General features: G+C 69.0%; 23 protein-coding genes and 1 riboswitch. Of the genes, 9 read left to right on the forward strand and 14 right to left on the reverse strand.

Annotated features, from left to right (window positions below):
- Positions 1-36: 36 nt before the first annotated feature.
- From BLQ74_RS07155 to nrdR, 9 genes are all read right to left on the reverse strand, one after another.
- Positions 37-684: a retropepsin-like aspartic protease family protein gene (locus BLQ74_RS07155; protein WP_090261849.1), complete on the reverse strand. Its 648-nt coding sequence runs from the start codon at positions 682-684 to the stop codon at positions 37-39.
- A 106-nt stretch (positions 685-790) separates the two neighbouring features.
- Entirely contained in the window at positions 791-1,312 is a 522-nt protein-coding gene (locus BLQ74_RS07160) for a phosphatidylglycerophosphatase A family protein (protein WP_090261850.1), read from the reverse strand.
- A gap of 8 nt (positions 1,313-1,320) precedes the next feature.
- The gene (gene thiL, locus BLQ74_RS07165; RefSeq protein ID WP_090261851.1) at positions 1,321-2,280 is read right to left on the reverse strand and encodes a thiamine-phosphate kinase; all 960 of its coding nucleotides are present in this window, start codon (positions 2,278-2,280) and stop codon (positions 1,321-1,323) included.
- A gap of 18 nt (positions 2,281-2,298) precedes the next feature.
- Entirely contained in the window at positions 2,299-2,721 is a 423-nt protein-coding gene (gene nusB / locus BLQ74_RS07170) for a transcription antitermination factor NusB (protein ID WP_244507160.1), read from the reverse strand.
- A 56-nt stretch (positions 2,722-2,777) separates the two neighbouring features.
- On the reverse strand, positions 2,778-3,254 hold the full coding sequence (ribH, locus tag BLQ74_RS07175; protein ID WP_090261853.1) for a 6,7-dimethyl-8-ribityllumazine synthase: 477 nt from the start codon (positions 3,252-3,254) through the stop codon (positions 2,778-2,780).
- Between the two features lie 98 nt (positions 3,255-3,352).
- Entirely contained in the window at positions 3,353-4,441 is a 1,089-nt protein-coding gene (gene ribBA, locus BLQ74_RS07180; RefSeq protein WP_090261854.1) for a bifunctional 3,4-dihydroxy-2-butanone-4-phosphate synthase/GTP cyclohydrolase II, read from the reverse strand.
- A 14-nt stretch (positions 4,442-4,455) separates the two neighbouring features.
- Positions 4,456-5,118, reverse strand: coding sequence for a riboflavin synthase (locus tag BLQ74_RS07185; protein ID WP_090261855.1), 663 nt, complete (start codon positions 5,116-5,118; stop codon positions 4,456-4,458).
- Positions 5,119-5,292: 174 nt separating this feature from the next.
- Positions 5,293-5,457: riboswitch (FMN riboswitch) on the reverse strand.
- 122 nt (positions 5,458-5,579) lie between these two features.
- The gene (gene ribD, locus BLQ74_RS07190; protein WP_090261856.1) at positions 5,580-6,680 is read right to left on the reverse strand and encodes a bifunctional diaminohydroxyphosphoribosylaminopyrimidine deaminase/5-amino-6-(5-phosphoribosylamino)uracil reductase RibD; all 1,101 of its coding nucleotides are present in this window, start codon (positions 6,678-6,680) and stop codon (positions 5,580-5,582) included.
- Positions 6,677-7,141, reverse strand: coding sequence for a transcriptional regulator NrdR (gene nrdR, locus BLQ74_RS07195; protein WP_090261857.1), 465 nt, complete (start codon positions 7,139-7,141; stop codon positions 6,677-6,679). Before nrdR ends, ribD begins: the two co-directional genes overlap by 4 nt.
- A 142-nt stretch (positions 7,142-7,283) precedes the next feature.
- Between nrdR and BLQ74_RS07200 the strand changes: the two genes are divergently transcribed.
- From BLQ74_RS07200 to trxA, 3 genes are all read left to right on the forward strand, one after another.
- Positions 7,284-7,730 carry a YbaY family lipoprotein gene (locus BLQ74_RS07200; protein WP_090261858.1) on the forward strand — a complete coding sequence of 149 codons (447 nt, stop codon included), beginning with the start codon at positions 7,284-7,286 and terminating at the stop codon, positions 7,728-7,730.
- Positions 7,727-8,389 carry a class I SAM-dependent methyltransferase gene (locus tag BLQ74_RS07205; protein ID WP_090261859.1) on the forward strand — a complete coding sequence of 221 codons (663 nt, stop codon included), beginning with the start codon at positions 7,727-7,729 and terminating at the stop codon, positions 8,387-8,389. Before BLQ74_RS07200 ends, BLQ74_RS07205 begins: the two co-directional genes overlap by 4 nt.
- Before the next feature lie 94 nt (positions 8,390-8,483).
- Positions 8,484-9,353 (forward strand): thioredoxin, encoded by an 870-nt coding sequence (trxA, locus tag BLQ74_RS07210; RefSeq protein WP_090261860.1) that lies wholly within the window; start codon positions 8,484-8,486, stop codon positions 9,351-9,353.
- A 26-nt stretch (positions 9,354-9,379) separates the two neighbouring features.
- On the opposite strand, the gene BLQ74_RS07215 is transcribed toward trxA, so the two are convergent.
- The gene (locus tag BLQ74_RS07215; protein WP_090261861.1) at positions 9,380-9,754 is read right to left on the reverse strand and encodes a hypothetical protein; all 375 of its coding nucleotides are present in this window, start codon (positions 9,752-9,754) and stop codon (positions 9,380-9,382) included.
- Between the two features lie 127 nt (positions 9,755-9,881).
- Here BLQ74_RS07215 and BLQ74_RS07220 point away from each other — a divergent pair, with 127 nt between their 5' ends.
- The 6 genes from BLQ74_RS07220 to BLQ74_RS07245 all read left to right on the forward strand — a co-directional run bounded on the left by BLQ74_RS07220 (position 9,882) and on the right by BLQ74_RS07245 (position 14,246).
- A complete protein-coding gene (locus BLQ74_RS07220; protein ID WP_090261862.1) occupies positions 9,882-10,454 on the forward strand; it encodes a DUF2796 domain-containing protein in 573 nt (190 codons plus the stop codon).
- Positions 10,455-10,465: 11 nt separating this feature from the next.
- A complete protein-coding gene (locus tag BLQ74_RS07225) occupies positions 10,466-11,173 on the forward strand; it encodes an ABC transporter ATP-binding protein (protein WP_090261863.1) in 708 nt (235 codons plus the stop codon).
- Between the two features lie 2 nt (positions 11,174-11,175).
- Entirely contained in the window at positions 11,176-12,441 is a 1,266-nt protein-coding gene (locus tag BLQ74_RS07230) for an ABC transporter permease (RefSeq protein WP_090261864.1), read from the forward strand.
- A 16-nt stretch (positions 12,442-12,457) separates the two neighbouring features.
- On the forward strand, positions 12,458-12,976 hold the full coding sequence (locus BLQ74_RS07235) for a DUF3299 domain-containing protein (protein ID WP_090261865.1): 519 nt from the start codon (positions 12,458-12,460) through the stop codon (positions 12,974-12,976).
- A 130-nt stretch (positions 12,977-13,106) separates the two neighbouring features.
- Positions 13,107-13,811 (forward strand): OmpW family outer membrane protein, encoded by a 705-nt coding sequence (locus tag BLQ74_RS07240; protein WP_090261866.1) that lies wholly within the window; start codon positions 13,107-13,109, stop codon positions 13,809-13,811.
- Between the two features lie 78 nt (positions 13,812-13,889).
- A complete protein-coding gene (locus BLQ74_RS07245) occupies positions 13,890-14,246 on the forward strand; it encodes a SirB2 family protein (RefSeq protein WP_090261867.1) in 357 nt (118 codons plus the stop codon).
- On the opposite strand, the gene BLQ74_RS07250 is transcribed toward BLQ74_RS07245, so the two are convergent.
- The 4 genes from BLQ74_RS07250 to BLQ74_RS07265 form a co-directional block, all read right to left on the reverse strand.
- Positions 14,247-15,176, reverse strand: coding sequence for an NAD-dependent epimerase/dehydratase family protein (locus tag BLQ74_RS07250; protein WP_090261999.1), 930 nt, complete (start codon positions 15,174-15,176; stop codon positions 14,247-14,249).
- Position 15,177: 1 nt separating this feature from the next.
- Positions 15,178-16,062 (reverse strand): sugar nucleotide-binding protein, encoded by an 885-nt coding sequence (locus BLQ74_RS07255; RefSeq protein ID WP_090261868.1) that lies wholly within the window; start codon positions 16,060-16,062, stop codon positions 15,178-15,180.
- Between the two features lie 148 nt (positions 16,063-16,210).
- Positions 16,211-16,693 carry a DUF934 domain-containing protein gene (locus BLQ74_RS07260; RefSeq protein ID WP_090261869.1) on the reverse strand — a complete coding sequence of 161 codons (483 nt, stop codon included), beginning with the start codon at positions 16,691-16,693 and terminating at the stop codon, positions 16,211-16,213.
- Positions 16,690-18,360 (reverse strand): nitrite/sulfite reductase, encoded by a 1,671-nt coding sequence (locus BLQ74_RS07265; protein WP_090261870.1) that lies wholly within the window; start codon positions 18,358-18,360, stop codon positions 16,690-16,692. The genes BLQ74_RS07260 and BLQ74_RS07265 overlap by 4 nt, the downstream gene beginning before the upstream one ends.
- Positions 18,361-18,528 lie beyond the last annotated feature (168 nt).

Consider the following 18,528-nt stretch of genomic DNA (forward strand, 5'->3'; position numbering starts at 1 on the left):
CCGCCGGCGGCTGGCAACCCGCTCAGCGCAGGGCGCTCATTGCTTGGACTGGATATGCATGATGTCCTGGTCCTCGCGCCAGCCGACGCGATTGAGGAAGCTCATGCCAAGGAGTATCTCGGTGGGGAACTCGCCCTCCAGCACGCTGGCTTCAACGCCGAGCACTTCTATGCCACCGAGCTTCACGCTGTTCAGGTTGATCCGCCAGCCCTTCACCGTACCGCTGGCGGTGGAGGCCACCATGGGCTTGCCGGCCACCCGGTAATCGATGCCCAGGCGACGCGCCTGCTCCTCGTTCATCGCCACGGTGGTGGCGCCAGTGTCGATGAGGAACTGCGCGGTCTGACCGTTGATCGCCCCGGAAACCCAGTAGTGTCCGCCGGCGCCACGGGCGATGCCCAGTTCCGGTGCGGGCCGCGGCGCGGAATAACCGGCGGCGTTGTATTCACGACTCAGCTCGTAGCTGCTCTCGACGCCATCGACGCGCAGCACCGCCTTGTGGCTGTCGGCGCTGACCAGTTGTACGCCCTGGGGGCCGGTCTCGCCCACCCGGATGAACTTGCGCTGGCCGTCGATATTGACCACCGCGGCATTCGGAAACAGGCCGACCACGCGCACCTGCGGTGCGGCCTGGGCCGCCGCGGCGCAGAGGGAAAGGGTCAAGGCAAGCATCGCGCGCAGCATGGTTCGCTCCTTGTCTGCCGCCCGCGGGGCCGGCGTGTTGGTTCGGACGGCGCCACCATACACCGGCGTCCGGGGTGTCGTCAGTGATGGAATCAGCGCTCTGCGCTCAGGCCGACAGCAGCCAGTGCGCCCAAGCCCAGGTCAGTCCCTGCATGGCCAACCAGGCGAAGACCCCGGCGAGAATGTCGTCGAGCATGATGCCGACACCGCCATGCACATTGCGGTCGATCCAACTGATCGGCCAAGGCTTGGCGATGTCGAACAGGCGGAACACGAGGAACCCCACCAGCAGCCACAGCCAGCCTTTGGGCACCAACCAGAGGGTGATCCACATACCGACCATCTCGTCCCAGACGATGCCTTCGTGGTCGTGCACGCGCAGGTCGTCGGCGACCTTGCCGCACAGCCAGAAGCCGAACAGCATGGTCACGCCGAGCAGCAGCCAGTAGCCCCAGCCCGGCAGCATCTGCCAGAGCGGGATGAACGGGATGGCCACCAGCGAGCCCCAGGTGCCCGGCGCCTTGGGCAGGGTGCCGGCGCCGAAACCGAAGGCGAGGAAATGCCAGGGGTTGCGCCACACCGACGGGGGGATCGGCTGCGCCGGGGTTTGCTCGGGATGTTCCGTCACGCTCGGGGTTACTCCATGAAATGCAGGTAGCCGCCTTGTCGCGGCGTGATATCGCGCCCGGTGCCGTCCAGCACGCGCACCCCGGCGCCGGCCTCGACGCGGCCGATGGCGCGCACCTGGGGCCAGTCGCGCTGCAGCTCCGCGAGTTCGGCGGGCGGCAGGGTGAAAGCGATGACGTAGTCGTCGCCGGCGCTGAGCTTGGCCTGCAATGCGCGCTCGGGGCCGAGCAGGCTTTCCAGCGCCGGACTCGGCGGCAAGCGCTCGGCGTCGATGACCAGGGCAACCCCGGAGGCCCGCGCGATATGCCCGCAGTCGGCGAGCAGACCGTCGGACACGTCCAGCGCCGCCGTGGCCCGGCCACGCAGGGCTTGCCCGAGGGCCAGTTGCGGTGGCGGCGACCAGTAGCGTTCGAGCAGCGGCTCGGCCACGTCCGGCGCCGCGGCGAGACGGCCGAGGACCAGCTCCAGCGCGCCGCCGGCCTCGCCCAGCGGCCCCCCGACACACAGCAGATCGCCGACACGCGCGCCGGCGCGGGTCAGCGCCAGACCGGCCGGCACCTGGCCGAATACCGTCAGGGTCATGCTCAGCGGGCCACGGGTGGTGTCGCCGCCGATCAATGCCAGGCCACAGGCCGTGGCCATGCGGTTGAGGCCGCTGGCGAAGGCTTCCAGCCAGGCCGGATCGGCGTCGGGCAGGGTCAGCGCGAGGGTGAAAGCCAGGGGCGCGGCGCCCATGGCCGCCAGGTCGCTGGCGGACACCGCCAGGGCACGCTGGCCGAGCAGGAACGGATCGCAGAGCGCGGGAAAATGCACCCCGGCGACCAGGGTGTCGGTGGACACCGCCAGCTGTGCGCCGGCGACGGGGGTCAGCAAGGCGCAGTCGTCGCCAATGCCCAGGGCCACGCCATCGGCCGTGGCCGCACAGGCGGCCGCGGCGAAATAGCGACGGATCAGTTCGAACTCACCCATGCCCAGGCAAGCGATCGATCAGCGCTTGGCGCCGCGCAGCTCGGCCGCGCGCAGGCGCGGTGCCAGCTTGTCCAGCACGCCGTTGACGAACTTGTGGCCGTCGGTGGCGCCGAAGGTCTTGGCCAGCTCGATGCCTTCGTTGATCACCACCTTGTAGGGCACGTCCAGGCGGTTGCGCAGCTCGTAGGTGGACAGGCGCAGGATGGCCAGCTCGACCGGGTCGATTTCCTCCAGCGGGCGATCCAGACAGGGCGTGAACTCGGTGTCCAGCTCGGTCTTCAGGCGCGGCACGCCATGCAGGATTTCGTGGAAGTAGGCGCCATCGACATCGCTGAAGTCGTTATCGGTGCGGAAGGTCGCCTCGATCTCGTTGAGCGGCTGTCCGGCCATCTGCCAGGAGTACAAGGCCTGTACCGCGAGGCTACGGGCCTTGCGGCGCATGGCGATCTTGTTCGGCTTGGCCGGCTTGGCCGGGGTGCCGCTGTCGTCGTTGTTGCTCACTTGGCCTCCAGCTGCGCCAGCAGGCTGACCATTTCCAGGGCGGACAGAGCGGCTTCGGCGCCTTTGTTGCCGGCCTTGGTGCCGGAACGCTCGATGGCCTGCTCGATGGAATCGACGGTCAGCACGCCGAAGGCGACCGGTACGCCGAACTGCAGGGAAACCTGGGCCAGGCCCTTGGTGCACTCGCCGGCGACGTATTCGAAGTGCGGGGTGCCGCCGCGGATGACCGCGCCGAGGGCGATGATGGCGTCGAACTCACCGCGCTGGGCGACTTTCTGCGCCACCAGCGGAATCTCGAAGGCGCCCGGGGCGCGAATGATGGTGATCTCGCTTTCGGCGACGCCGTGGCGCACCAGAGCGTCGATGGCGCCGCTCACCAGGCTTTCCACTACGAAGCTGTTGAAGCGGCCGACCACCAGGGCAAAGCGGCCTTTGGGGGCGATGAAGGTACCTTCGATGGTCTTCAGGGTCATGGGCGAGTCTCGTCTGTCAAAGAGCCGGGGCGGCTTGGGCGCGCCCCGATAAATAGAGTAGAACGGCCGGCCGCCACGCGGAGCGCGGCGGCTGGGGCTCATTCAGCGGGCAGGTATTCTACAACTTCCAGGTCGAAGCCGGATATCGCGTTGAAGCGCATCGGCGCCGACATCAGGCGCATCTTGCGCACCCCGAGGTCGCGGAGAATCTGCGAACCGGCGCCCACGGTACTGTAGGTGGTGGTCGGCTTGGGCGCCGGCGCGGCGATTTCGCGGACGTGGGCGAGCAGGTCGTCGCCGCCGATCTGGTGACCGAGCAGCAGCACCACGCCCTTGTCCGCCTCGGCGACCTTGGCCATGGCTTCGCGCAGGCTCCAGCGGCCCGGCTGGTCGACCATCAGCAGGTCGCGCAGCGGGTCCATGTTGTGCACGCGCACCAGGGTCGGCTCTTCCGCGCAGATGGCGCCGCGGGTCAGCGCCAGGTGCACTTCGCCGGCCACCGAGTCGCGGTAGGTGATCAGGTTGAACAGACCGAGTTCGGTGTTCAGCGGCTGCTCGGCGATGCGCTCGACGGTGCGCTCGTGGATCAGCCGGTAATGGATCAGTTCGGCGATGGTGCCGATCTTGATGCCATGCTGCTGGGCGAAGGTTTCCAGCTCCGGACGGCGCGCCATGCTGCCGTCGTCGTTCATGATCTCGCAGATCACCCCGGACGGCTCGAAGCCGGCCATGCGTGCCAGGTCGCACGCCGCCTCGGTGTGGCCGGCGCGGGCCAGCACGCCGCCGGGCTGGGCCATCAGCGGGAAGATGTGGCCGGGGCTGACGATATCGGCGGCCACCGCGTTCTTGGCAGCCGCGGCCTGCACGGTGCGCGCGCGGTCGGCGGCGGAAATGCCGGTCGTGACGCCTTCGGCGGCCTCGATGGAAACGGTGAACTTGGTGCCGAAGCCGGAACCGTTGCGCTGCACCATCAGCGGCAGGCCGAGGCGTTCGCAACGCTCGCGGCTCATCGGCATGCAGATCAGGCCACGGGCGTGCTTGGCCATGAAGTTGATGTCTTCGGTGCGGATGCATTCGGCGGCCATGATCAGGTCGCCTTCGTTCTCGCGGTCCTCGTCATCCATGAGGATGACCATCTTGCCCTGACGGATGTCTTCGACCAGCTCTTCGATACTGTTGAGTGCCATGTGGGCAGCCCCTTTCAATGCTTCATGAAGCCGTTTTCGGCCAGGAATGCTTCGCTAATGCCGGATGCGCTGGGCTCGGCGGCTTTGTCGCCGAGCAGCAGGCGCTCCAGGTAGCGCGCCAGCAGGTCGACCTCGAGGTTGACCGCGCGGCCCGGCCGGTAGTCATCCATGATGGTCTCGACCAGGGTGTGCGGGACGATGGTCAGCTCGAACTCGGCGCCATTCACCGCGTTCACCGTCAGGCTGGTGCCATCCACGGTGATCGAGCCCTTGAGGGCAATGTACTTGGCCAGTTCGCGCGGCGCGCGCACGGTGAACTGGATGGCGCGGGCGTTCTCCTCGCGCTTGACGATCTCGCCGACGCCGTCGACGTGGCCGCTGACCAGATGGCCGCCCAGGCGGGTGGTCGGGGTCAGGGCCTTCTCCAGGTTCACCCGGCTGCCCACCTTCAACTGGTGGAAGGCGCTGCGCGCCAGGGTTTCGCGGCTGACGTCGGCCCAGAAACCGTCGCCGGGGAGATCCACGGCGGTCAGGCAGACGCCGTTGACGGCGATGCTGTCGCCGAGCTTGACGTCGCCCAGGTCGAGCTTGCCGGTCGCCACGTACAGGCGGACGTCACCGCCTTTCGGGGTGATGGCGCGGATGGTGCCGATGGCTTCGATTATGCCGGTGAACATGGGGCCTCCCGAGCGGCGGAACTGGCTTCCGCGCGGACATGCCGGGCGGCGCGGGCCACCTGGACAGGAACAAAGGGGTGATGCATGCAACTGAACTCCTGTTTTGGGTAAAACAGGGCATATCGGATCGAAGGGATTTTCACGGACGCGCGCGCACGCGCGCCTGCAGGCTCATCCCGTTCTCTCTTCATCCGGACTGTTACCGTCGGCCCCGGAATCACACCGGGTCTGCTGACCTTGCCGATCCGGCGGTAACCGGTCCCGACAAGCGCTCGCGGGCTAGGCACGTTGCGCGCCATTACCGCCGGTGGGGACTTGCACCCCGCCCTGAGAACGTCAATCGCGGTCGATACAGCGGCGACCGCGTGTGGCGTTTTACCACAGGCGGAAGCAAGTCGGAAGGTTCTGTTTCACCAGTCGCCATAGCCTGAAGCACAAAGGACATGGCCGGGCGACAGGCGTCAGAGCGGCCTGGCGATGACCAGCCAGTCGTCACCCACCGCGCGGATATCGCTGATCTTCAGCTCGCGCGCCTCGGCCATGCGCTCCAGCGGCAGTTCCAGCAGGGGCCGCGCCTGGGAGCCGAGCAGCTTGGGCGCCATGAATATCTGGTACTCGTCGACCAGCCCCAGGCGCGCGAACGCCCCGGCCAGGCGCGGGCCGGCCTCCACCAGCACCTCGTTGGCGCCGCGCGCGCCCAGCTCGGCGAGCAGCCGGGCCAGGTCGACATGCCCATCGCTCCCCGGCAGCACCAGCAGTTCGCGGCCCTCGGCGGCGAACCCCTCGGCCGCCGCGCAACTGGCCACCAGGGCCGCACCGGCCTGGTAGAAAGGCGCATCCAGCGGCACCCGCAGGCGTCCGTCGACCAGCACGCGCAACGGCTGGCGCTGCGCGGCCAGGGCGGTCTGCTCGGCGTCCAGGCCCAGTTCGTCGGCGCGCACGGTCAGCCGCGCGCCGTCCAGCAGTACGGTGTCGGCGCCGGACAGCACCACGCTGGAACGCGCGCGCAGGCGCTGCACGGCGCGGCGCGCGGCGGGCCCGGTGATCCACTGGCTTTCGCCGCTGGCCATGGCGGTGCGTCCGTCCAGGCTCATCGCCAGCTTGACGCGCAGCAGCGGCAGGCCGGTTTCCATACGTTTGATGAAACCGCTGTTGATTTCGCGCGCCTCGGCTTCCAGCACCCCGGCATGCACCTCGATGCCGGCCTCCGCCAGGCGCCGCAGGCCACGCCCGGCGACCTGCGGGTTGGGGTCCTGCATGGCCGCGACCACCCGGCTCACGCCCGCTGCGACCAGCGCGTCGGCGCAGGGCGGGGTGCGGCCGAAGTGGCTGCACGGTTCCAGGGTCACGTAGGCGGTGGTGCCGCGTGCCTTGTCGCCGGCCTGGCGCAAGGCATGCACCTCGGCATGCGGCTCGCCGGCGCGCAGGTGCCAGCCTTCGCCGACGACCTGGCCGTCTTTCACCAGCACGCAGCCGACACGCGGATTGGGATGGGTCGAATAGAGGCCCTTGCGCGCCAGTTGCAGCGCGCGCGCCATCCAGGCCTGGTCGACGGCGCTCATTCCTTGGACGGCTCGCGGGCCAGGCGCTCGATTTCCTCGCGGAACTCGTTGAGGTCCTGGAAGCGCCGGTAGACCGAGGCGAAACGGATGTAGGCGACTTCGTCGAGCTTCTGCAACTCGGCCATCACCAGTTCGCCGAGCACCCGCGACTTCACCTCGCGTTCGCCGGTGGCGCGCAGTTGGTGCTTGATGTGGGCGATGGCCGCTTCCAGGCGCTCGACGCTGACCGGGCGCTTCTCCAGCGCGCGCTGCATGCCGGCGCGCAACTTGTCCTCGTCGAACGGCTGGCGGCTGCCGTCCTGCTTGATCAGCCGCGGCATGACCAGCTCGGCGGTCTCGAAGGTGGTGAAACGCTCGCCGCAGGCCAGGCATTCGCGACGGCGGCGCACCTGGTCGCCCTCGGCAACCAGGCGCGAGTCTATGACTTTAGTGTCGTGGGCACCGCAGAAGGGGCAATGCATGGCAGGAAAGGCCCTACGAAAAGGTGCGGCAATGTTACCCCATCCCTGCCCGCCCTTCGACCATACTGCCTATCCCCGAGACAAGCCTCGCGCTTTAGGCTATACAAGCGCCCCCTGGAATCCGCCGCGAGGGAATCCGCCCATGTCGCTCCGCTTCTTCTGCCTGTTCGCCCTGGCCCTGCTGGCCGCCTGCTCGAGCAAGCCGCCCGCGCCTGTCCACGTGCCCAGCGAAAGCCCGGCGAGCAGCGTCGAGACGCCGCTGCCGGCCAACCTGCGTGAACTCACCGGCGTCCTTGCCAGCAGCCAGGGCTACCTGCCGGCCGGCAGCGAAGTGGAGCTGGCCCTGCTGGTGATGGATGCCCGCGATCGCCCGCAGCAGACCCTGTCCAGCCTCAGCCTGCACGGCACCGGCGGCGCCCTGCCGTTCCATCTGCGCTTCGATCCGCAAAACTTCCCCGCCGGCGCCCGCGTCGAACTGCACGCGCGCGTCGCCCAGGGCGGCCAGTTGGCCTGGCGCCTGCGCCCGTTGCCGATCGCCCAGGCGCAATCCCAGGCCCTCGGCGAATTGCGCCTGGTGCCGGCGCCATGACGGCCCCGCAGCCCCTGCAACAGGCGCTGAGCGCCTTGCTCGGCGACGCCCAGTTGAGCGCCGAGCGCCTGCCCGGCACCGACCTGTCGCTCTGGCTGATCGACGCGGCGAACATGGACCGCCAGTTCAGCCCCGACGAAACCCGGCGCATCCTCGACGAACCGCCCTACTGGTGCTTCTGCTGGGCCAGCGGCCTGGCCCTGGCGCGCTGGCTGGCGGAATACCCGCAGTGGGTGCGCGGCAAGCGCGTCCTCGACTTCGGCGCCGGCTCCGGCATCGCCGGCATCGCTGCGGTCAAGGCCGGCGCCGCCGAAGTGGTGGCCTGCGACCTCGACCCGCTGGCCCTCGCCGCCAGCCGCGCGAACGCCGAACTCAACGGGGTGGAACTGGGTTACTCCGCGGACTTCTTCGCCGAGGACGACCGCTACGACCTGGTCCTGGTCGCCGACGTGCTCTACGACCGCGCCAACCTGCCGCTGCTCGACGCCTTCCTCAGCCGTGGCCGCCAGGCGCTGGTGGCCGACTCGCGGGTGCGCGACTTCCAGCACCCGCTGTACCGCCGCCTCGAGGTGCTCGACGCCTGTACCTGGCCGGACCTGGCCGAGCCCACCGAATTCCGCAAGGTCAGCCTGTACCACGCCACGCGCCAAGCCTCCTAGGCACGCGCGCCGCGCCGGCCTTGTTTCCGTCCACCGCGCCCCCACCTATAGTGGGCAGCCTGTCCATCGCCCCTTGCGCCCGACGAGACCCCACATGAGCGATACCCCTTACATCTTCGACGCCACTTCCGCCAACTTCGACCAGGTGGTGATCCAGAACTCCTTCCACAAGCCGGTGCTGGTCGATTTCTGGGCCGACTGGTGCGCCCCCTGCAAGGCGCTGATGCCGCTGCTGGCGCAGATCACCGAGTCCTATCAGGGCGAGTTGCTGCTGGCCAAGGTCAACTGCGACATCGAGCAGGATATCGTCATGCGCTTCGGCATCCGCAGCCTGCCGACCGTGGTGCTGTTCAAGGACGGCCAACCGCTCGACGGTTTCGCTGGCGCGCAGCCGGAATCGGCGATCCGGCAGATGCTCGAACAACACGTGCAGCCGCCGGCCGCGCCGGCCGCCAACCCGCTGGACAACGCCCAGGCCCTGTTCAGCGAAGGCCGTTTCGCCGACGCCGAGGCCCAGCTCAAGGCGCTGCTCAGCGAAGACAACGGCAACGCCGGGGCGCTGATCCTCTATGCCCGCTGCCTCGCCGAGCGCGGTGAGCTGGCGGAGGCACAGGTGGTGCTGGATGCGGTGAAGAGTGACGAGCACAAGCAGCCGCTGGCCGCCGCCCGGGCGCAGTTGACCTTCCTCCGCCTGGCCGCCGACCTGCCCGACGCCGCCACCCTGAAGACCCGCCTGGCCGCCGACGCCAACGATGACGAAGCCGCCTATCAACTGGCGGTCCAGCAGCTCGCCCGGCAGCAGTACGAAGCGGCGCTGGACGGCCTGCTGCGGCTGTTCCAGCGCAACCGCGCCTACGGCGAGGACCTGCCGCGCAAGACCCTGGTGCAGGTGTTCGACCTGCTCGGCAACGAGCATCCGCTGGTCGGCACCTACCGCCGCAAGCTGGCCAATTCGATGTATTGATCCGCCCCGGAGCGGCGCCGGAAACCTCAGGCGCCCCCTGCGCCGGCGTTCCAGATGAACACCTGGGTGCCGTCGTGCACCTCGATCCTGACCTGCGGGTTGTGGCGCAGACGCACCAACAGGCCCTTGGCCGCCGCAGCGCTCCCCGCCAGCGCGGCCAGTTCGTCGAGCAACCGCGGCCCCTCGCAACGCCCGGCCTGACGCAGCAGGTCCTGCGCCGCCTGCCACAGGCGCTCCGCCGCGCTCGGCGCCGGCGCGGCGGCACTGTCGGCGGACGCCTGCGGCGGCCTGTCGCCCGGCGTCGGTCGCAAGGCCGCGGCCAACCGCTGCCAGTCCGTCTCGTCCATCTCCAGCGTCAGGTCCACCGGCCAATCGCCGATGCGTCCGCGAATTCGCAGCATGTTCATCTCCTCTGCCCGGCGCGCATGCTCCCATGGCCTCTCGGCGCACGCCAGGGCACCCTCTGTTCCCGCGCAAACTTTTGTTATAACGTAACGCATCTTTTTCGACCGCCACCGGAGTCTTCCCATGCGTCCCCTGCTGCTTGCCCTGGCCCTGTTCCCCTTCGCCGCCGCCCAGGCCCTCGATGAACACGCCCACGGCAGCCTCGGCAAGCACGAGCATGGCGTGGCCCAGCTGAATGTCGCCGTGGATGGCGCCAGCCTGGAATTGGAACTGGATAGCCCGGCGATGAACTTCGTCGGTTTCGAGCATGCCGCCAGCAGCGCCGCCGACCAGGCCCGCGTGGCCCAGGTCAAGGCGCAACTGGGCCAGCCGCTGGAGCTGTTCCAGCCGAGCGCCGCGGCCCAGTGCAGCGTGGCCAGCGTCGCCCTGAGCAGCCCGCTGTTCGGCGACGCCACCACGCCCGCGACGCACGCCGACGCGGATGATGACGGCGACGCCCACGAGGGCCACCAGCACAGCGACATCAATGCTCACTACCGGCTGACCTGCGCGACGCCCGCGGCCCTCGCCGGCCTCGACCTGGCGCCGCTGTTCAAGCGCTTCCCCGGCACCCAGAAACTGCTGGTCCAGGCGATCGGCCCGAACGGCCAGCAGGGTGCCGAACTGACCCCAGCCAACAGCGTCCTGACCTTCTGAAGCGCCGCGCGATGACCGCTCTACTCGAACTCGACGGCCTCGGCTTCGCCTGGCCCGGCCAGCCGGAGCTGCTGGATATCCCGCACTTCCGCCTGCAACGCGGCGAGACCCTGTTCCTCAAGGGCCCCTCGGGCAGCGGCAAGACCACCCTGCTCGGCCTGCTCGGCGGCGTACAGAAGCCGCAGCGCGGCAGCATCCGCCTGCTCGGCGAGGACATCGCGCAGCTTTCGTCGGCGCGCCGCGACCATTTCCGCGTCGACCACACCGGCTACATCTTCCAGCAGTTCAACCTGCTGCCGTTCCTTTCAGTGCGCGAGAACGTCGAACTGCCCTGTCACTTCTCGCGCAGCCGCGCGCGGCGGGCAGGCGAGCGCCACGGCAGCGTCGACCAGGCCGCCGCCGTCCTGCTCGGCCACCTGGGGCTGGGCGATGCGGCGCTGCTCGAACGGCGCGCCGACAGCCTGTCGATCGGCCAGCAACAACGGGTCGCCGCGGCACGCGCACTGATCGGCCAGCCGGAACTGGTGATCGCCGACGAGCCGACCTCGGCGCTCGACGCCGACGCCCGCGAAGCCTTCCTCCAGTTGCTCTTCGCCGAATGCCGCGAGGCCGGCGCCAGCCTGCTGTTCGTCAGCCACGACCAGAGCCTGGCGCCGCTGTTCGATCGCAGCCTGTCCCTGGCCGACCTCAACCGCGCCGCCACTGCCCCCGGAATCTGAGCATGTACCTGTTCCGCCTGGCCCTGGCCAGCCTCGCCAACCGCCGTTTCACCGCCCTGCTCACGGTCTTCGCCATCGCCCTCTCGGCCTGCCTGCTGCTGGCCGTGGAGCGCGTCCGCAACGAAGCCCGCGCCAGCTTCGCCAGTACCATTTCCGGCACCGACCTGATCGTCGGCGCCCGCTCCGGCTCGATCAACCTGCTGCTCTATTCGGTGTTCCGCATCGGCAACGCCACCAACAATATCCGCTGGGACAGCTACCAGGCGGTGGCCGGCAGCCCGCTGGTGAAATGGGCGATCCCGATTTCCCTCGGCGACTCGCACCGCGGATACCGGGTGATGGGCACCGACAGCGGCTACTTCGAGCACTACCGCTACGGTCATGAACAACCCCTGCAACTGGCCCAGGGCCGGCCCTTCGGCCAGGACCTGTTCGATGTGGTGCTCGGCGCCGAGGTGGCCGAGGCGTTGCACTACAGGCTCGGCCAGCAGATCGTCCTGGCCCACGGCGTCAGCACCATCAGCCTGGTGCAGCACGACGACAAGCCGTTCACCGTGGTCGGCATCCTCGCGCGTACCGGCACCCCGGTGGACCGCACCCTGCACATCTCCCTGGAGGGCATGGAGGCGCTTCACGTCGACTGGAAGAACGGCGTGCCGGCGCGCGGCAGCGGGCGCATCGGCGCCGACCAGGCACGCGCCCTGCACCTGCAGCCGAGCGCCATCACCGCCTTCCTGCTGGGCCTGAAAAGCAAGGTGGCGACCTTCGCCCTGCAACGGCAGATCAACGAGTACGACGGCGAACCGCTGCTGGCGATCCTTCCCGGCGTGGCCCTGCAGGAACTCTGGGGACTGATGGGCACGGCGGAGAAAGCCCTGTTCGTGGTGTCGCTGTTCGTCGTCCTGACCGGGCTGATCGGCATGCTCACCGCCATCCTCACCAGCCTCAACGAGCGCCGTCGCGAGATGGCCATCCTGCGCTCGGTGGGCGCGCGCCCCTGGCACATCTTCAGCCTGCTGGTGGCCGAGGCGTTCGCCCTGGCCCTGGCCGGCGTCGGCCTGGGCCTGGGCTTGCTGTACCTGGGCATCGCCGCCAGCCAGGGTTACGTACAGGCGAACTACGGTCTCTATCTGCCGCTGACGGCGCCGAGCGCCTATGAAGGCTCGCTGCTCGCCGGCATCCTCGGCGCGGCCCTGCTGATGGGTTGCATCCCGGCCTGGCGCGCCTACCGGCAATCGCTGGCCGATGGCCTGTCGATCCGTATCTGATCCGGAGAAAACGACCATGCGTCCCCTGCTCGCATTGCTCCTGTTGCTCGCCGCCTCCTGCGCCTGGGCCGACGCGCCGCGCAACCTGACCTGGCCCGAGCTGATTCCCGAAGGCGCGCCGCCGCCCCCGCCGCCGGTGCCGCTGCACGACCTGTCCAAGCTGGCCGATACGCTGAACGCGGAAAGCGCGCCGGCGGCCAAGCAGCAGTCGCCCAACGCGCCGGTGGTCAAGGCGCTGGATGGCCTGGCGGTCAAGCTGCCCGGCTACATCGTGCCGCTGGATGTCGGCCAGGACGGCGAGGTGCGCGAATTCCTCCTGGTGCCTTACTACGGCGCCTGCATTCACGTGCCGCCACCGCCATCGAACCAGATCGTCTACGTCAGCGCGGCCAAAGGCGTGAAGATGGACGAGCTGTACCAGCCCTTCTGGGTCAGCGGCACCCTGCAGGTCAAGGCCATCGACAGCGACCTGGCCCAGGCCGGCTACCAGATGAAGGCCGGGGAAATAGTCCCTTACGAATATACCGGCGAATAGGCCGCGACCTTTCGCCGCAGGCTCTGGCGCCCTGCCTCAGGGGGGCTTTATTGAGCTGAGTCAAGAACCGCCGCTTAGTGCTGCCTACCATGACGACACCAACGCTTATACCAAAATCATGGAGCACATCATGCGTAAGTCCTGGCTCACCGCCTCCCTGCTCGCCGCAGCCATCGCCACGCCGTTCGCCGCCCAGGCCGCGGAAATCCAGGGCCACAAGGCGGGCGACTTCATCGTCCGTGGCGGTATCGCCACCGTGGCGCCGAACGACGACAGCGGCAACCTGAAGTTCGACGGCGTCAAGGCCAGCGGAACCAAGGCCACGGTGGACAGCGACTCGCAACTGGGCCTGACCTTCAGCTACCTGCTCACCGACCAGTTGGGCGTCGAGCTGGTCGCCGCCACCCCGTTCAAGCACCAGATCGATGTCAAAGGCCTGGGTGGCGGCCTGGACGGCAAGCTGGGCGACGTCAAGCAACTGCCGCCGACCGTGCTGCTGCAGTACTACCCGATGGGCGGCACCAACTCCGCCTTCCAGCCCTACGGCGGCATCGGCGTGAACTACACCACCTTCTTCGGCGCGGACCTCACCAGCACCCGCGAAGACCAGGGCTTCAGCAACCTGAAGCTGCAAGATTCCTGGGGCCTGGCCGCCGAACTGGGCATGGACTACATGCTGACCGAGCATGCGCTGGTCAACGCCTCGATCTGGTACATGGACATCGACACCAAGGCCACCGTCGACGGCCCGACCGCCCTGGGCATCAACCAGACCAAGGTCAAGGTCAGCGTCGACCCCTGGGTCTACATGGTTGGCTTCGGCTATCGTTTCTGAGCCAACGCTGAACTCCTAGGGGACCCCACCCCAGTGAAAGGCGCCTTCGGGCGCCTTTTGCTTGCCCGAGAAAAACCCATGTACCTGTGGCTGAAATCCCTGCACATCTGCTTGGCGCTGAGCAGCGCGGCGCTCTTCGCTTGGCGTCTGGGATCGAGCTGGCGCGGCCGGCGCAGCCACGGCTGGCAGCGTTGGGCGCCGCACCTGGTGGACAGTCTGCTGCTGCTCAGCGCCCTGGCCCTAGTGCACCTGGCGATGCCCTGGCCGCTGCCGCGCTGGCTGCAGGCCAAGCTCGGCCTGCTGCTGGCCTATATCGTCCTCGCCGCCTTCGCCCTGCGCAGCCGGCGAACCGCGCCCAAGGCCGCGCTCAGCGGCCTGGCGCTGGCCGCGCTGAGCGGGATCTTCTGGCTGGCGTTGACCAAGCCCTGGTGGTGATCAGCGCCCGAGCAGGCGCGCCAGGCCCTGGCCGATGGGCGTCGGCTGTTGCAGGCGGTAGTGCGCCAGCAGCCGGCTGTTGTCCGCCCGCGAATGACGGATATCACCGGGCCGCGCCTCGGCGTGGGTCACCGGCGGCAGCCCGCCGACCAGGCTGGCGATCTCCTGCAACAGGGCGTTGAGGCTGATCACCTGATTGAGCCCGACGTTGATGGCGCCGTCGGCCACCTGGGGCGCCTCCAGCGCCTGCACCAGCAAACCGACCAGATCGGCGACATAGATGAAGTCGCGGGTCTGCTCGCCGTCGCCGAACACGGTGATCGGCTGCCCGCCGAGGGCGCGCTGGGTGAAGATGCTGATCACCCCGGAATAGGGCGACGACGGGTCCTGGCGCGGCCCGTAGACGTTGAAGAAGCGGAAGATCGCCGGCTCCAGGCCATGCTGGCGGCGATAGAAATCCAGGTAATGCTCGCTGGCCAGCTTGTCCGCCGCGTAGGGCGTCAGCGGGGCCTTGGCCAGGTCCTCGGCGATCGCCGTGCCCTGGCCGTTCTGCCCGTAGACCGCCGCGCTGGAGGCGAACAGCACGCGCTTGACGCCCTCCTCGCGCATGGCCTCGCAGAGGTTCAGGGTGCCGATGAAGTTGCTCTGGTGCGTGGCCACCGGGTCGTCCACCGATGCCTGCACCGAGGCCACCGCGGCCAGGTGCACCACCGCCTGGCAGCCGGCCAGGGCACGGCGCACGGCGGCCGCATCGGCGACGTTGCCGACCTGCAGTTCCACCTCGGCGGCCAGGTTGGCGCGCTTGCCGGTGGACAGGTCGTCCAGCACGCGCACCCTGAAGCCGCGCGCGAGCAGGGCGTCGGCCAGGTGCGAACCGATGAAACCGGCACCGCCGGTGATGAGGATGGGCTTGGCGCAAGCCGGGGAGATATCAGCCACGACGGTAATAGCGGTCCAGTAGGGTCGGCAGGCCGGCGCGCCAGGCGCGTGGCTTGATGCCGAAGGTATGCAGGATTTTCTTGCAGGCGAGCACTGCGTGCTGCGGCTCCTCGCTGGCGTCCGCGCGCGCCGCGTGGGCTTGCGGGCTGGGATCGCGCAGGGTCAGGCCGCTCAGCGTGCGCGCCTCGGCGAGGATCACCTGGCCGAGGGCCAGGGTGGTGGTGGCTTCGAGGCCGCCGTAATGATAGGTGCCCCACAGCGGCGCCTGGCAGTCGAGTTGCTTGAGCACCGAGAGAATCACCCGCGCGGCATCGTCCACCGGCGTTGGATTGCCCCGGCGGTCATCGGCGAGGCTCAGCTCCTCGTCCAGGCGGGCGCGTTCGAGGAAGCGCCCGACGCTGCCTTCCAGGCTGTCGTCGAGCAGCCAGCCGAAGCGCAGCAGCACGTGGCGCGGGCAGGTGGCGCGGACCCACTGTTCCATGCGCCACAGCGCCTGGCCACGGCGGCCCAGCGGCAGCGGCTCGTCCTTCTCGCTGTAGGCCGTGGCCCGCGCGCCATCGAACACGCGGTAGCTGGAGGGCTGCAACAGCAGCATCTCGTAGTACTGGCACAGCTCGGCGAGGCGCTCCACGGCGCGCTCCTGGGCGGCCAGGCGGGTCTCGTCGACCGTCTCGGCCTGGAACCAGTCGTAGTAGTAGGCGAGGTTGATCACCGCGTCCGGGCGGGTCTCGTCCAGCAGCAGGGTCAGGCTGGAGGCGTCCCAGCCCTGTTCGGGCGGGCGCGGGGCGAGGAAGCCGATATCCTCCTCGGCACCGAGGCGGATCAGCGCCTGTCCCAGGGCATTACCACCACCCAACAGCATCAGGCGCATGCGCATCTTCAGGGGTCACTCGAATCGTGGGCCACGGCCGGCGTCGTTGCGCCGACAACATTGCCCGCATTTTTCCTGCGCACCGGGACAGCGTCAAGCACAGCCGCCCCGTGGCGCGCGGCACGCCGCCCACCGGGCGCGCCCAGGCGGGCGCTCAGCGGCGGCGGAACAGCGGCCGTGGCTCGATCGCCGAGCGGCCGTAGAGCACGCTCAGCCCGGCCAGGCCCTTGAGCGCGTCCTCGACGCTTTTGTCCTCGCGCACGGCGAAAGCATCGAAGCCACACTGGCGCATGTGCGCCAGTTGATCGCGCAGCACATCGCCCACCGCACGCAGCTCGCCCTGCCAGCCGAGGCGGCGGCGCAGCAGGTAGGCCAGGCTGTAGCCGCGGCCGTCGCGGAAGCTGGGGAAATCGATGGCGATCAGCGGCAGCACCGGCAAGTGCTCGCCCAGCGCCTCGACCTCGGCGTCCGCCGCCAGCCAGACGCCATGGGCGCCGTCGCGCCGCGCCAGCCAGGCCGCCAGCGGCAGGATCAGTTGCCCGGCGGGCAAGGCCTGCGGGCATTCGCGCAGCAGTGTCCAGGGATCGTCGGCGACTGTCCGGGGGCCAGCACTGCCGAGACGGATCAGGTTGTTCATGCCGGCACCTCCGCCGTGGCGTAGACCCGCGCCTTGAACGGCTCCAGGCCGATGCGCTCGACGGTGTCGAGGAACGTCTCGCCCGCTCCGCGCTGCTCGACGTAGGTGGCGACCAGTTGCTCGATCACCGTGGGGATTTCCGCCGCGCCGAACGACGGGCCGATCACCTTGCCCAGCGCGCTGCGCCTGCCCTGGGCGCCGCCGAGGGTGACCTGGTACCACTCGCTGCCGTTCTTGTCGACGCCGAGGATGCCGATGTTGCCGATGTGGTGGTGGCCGCAGGCGTTCATGCAGCCGGAGATGTTCAGGCTCAGCTCGCCGAGGTCGTGCAGGTAGTCGAGGTCGTCGAAGCGCTGCTGGATGGCCTGGGCGATCGGGATCGACTTGGCGTTGGCCAGCGCGCAGTAGTCGCCGCCGGGGCAAGCGATGATGTCGCTCAGCAAGCCCTGGTTCGGCGTGCCCAGGCCCGCCGCGCAGGCTTCGCGCCAGAGCGCGTGCAGCTCGGCCTTGCGCACGTCCGGGAGGACCAGGTTCTGCTCGTGGGCGACGCGGATTTCGCCTAAGCCGTAGCGCTCGGCCCAATCGGCGACGCAGAGCATCTGCTCAGCCGTGACATCGCCCGGCGGCGCCGCGGCGCCCGGCTTGGTCGAGAGCACCACGGCGGCGTAGCCCGCCACCTTGTGCGCGCGCACGTTGCGCGAGGCCCAGCGGGCGAACCCGGCATCGGCGGCCAGGGCGCTGCCATAGGCCAGTTCGTCGCCGGCGGCCTCCGAGTAGCGCGGCGCCACGAAGGCGGCGGCGACCCGCTGGTACTCGGCCTCGGTGAGCTGCGCCTCGCCATCGCGCAGGTGCCGCCACTCCTCCTCCACCTCGGCGGCGAAGGCGTCGATGCCCAGCGCCTTGACCAGGATCTTGATGCGCGCCTTGTACTTGTTGTCGCGGCGGCCATGGCGGTTGTACACGCGCAGGATGGCCTCGACGTAGGACAGCAGGTGTTGCCAGGGCAGATCGTCGCGGATCACCTGGCCGAGCATCGGCGTGCGCCCGAGACCACCGCCGACCAGCACCCGGAGGCGCAGTTGGCCATCGGCGGCGCGCCCCAGATAGAGACCAATGTCGTGCATCATCACCGCCGCACGGTCTTCCTCGGCGGCGCACAGGGCGATCTTGAACTTGCGCGGCAGGAACAGGAATTCCGGGTTCACCGTCGACCACTGGCGGAGAATCTCGGCCAGCGGGCGCGGGTCCAGCAGCTCATCGGCGGCGACCCCGGCGAACGCCTCGGTGGTGATGTTGCGCACGCAGTTGCCGGAGGTCTGGATGGCATGCATTTCCACTGCGGCCAGGCGTTCGAGAATGTCCGCCACCTGTTCCAGCTCGATCCAGTTGAACTGGATGTTCTGCCGCGTGGTGAAGTGGCCGTAGCCACGGTCGTAGTCGCGCGCCACCCCGGCCAGACAGCGCAGTTGGCGGCTCGACAGGGTGCCGTAGGGAATCGCCACGCGCAGCATGTAGGCATGCTTCTGCAGGTACAGGCCGTTCTGCAGGCGCAACGGCAGGAATTCCTCTTCGCTCAGCTCGCCGCTGAGCCGCCGCGCCACCTGGTCGCGAAACTGCGCTACGCGCTCGCGTACCAGGGCGTGGTCGTATTCGTCGTACTGATACATCGCCAGGCCACCTCGGTCATGCACGGACGCCGGCCCCGTTCTGCCGATGGGCGCGGCGCTGATCGGATGCCGGCACTATGGCCAGCCGGGCGGTGACGAAACAGCGGCAGATCGCGCGCAAAAAAGCGCATCAGATCGTCGCGGGCGCCCCGGCGACGCCCCTGCGAC

Origin of the sequence: Pseudomonas panipatensis (assembly GCF_900099785.1) — a bacterium.
GTDB lineage: Bacteria > Pseudomonadota > Gammaproteobacteria > Pseudomonadales > Pseudomonadaceae > Pseudomonas > Pseudomonas panipatensis.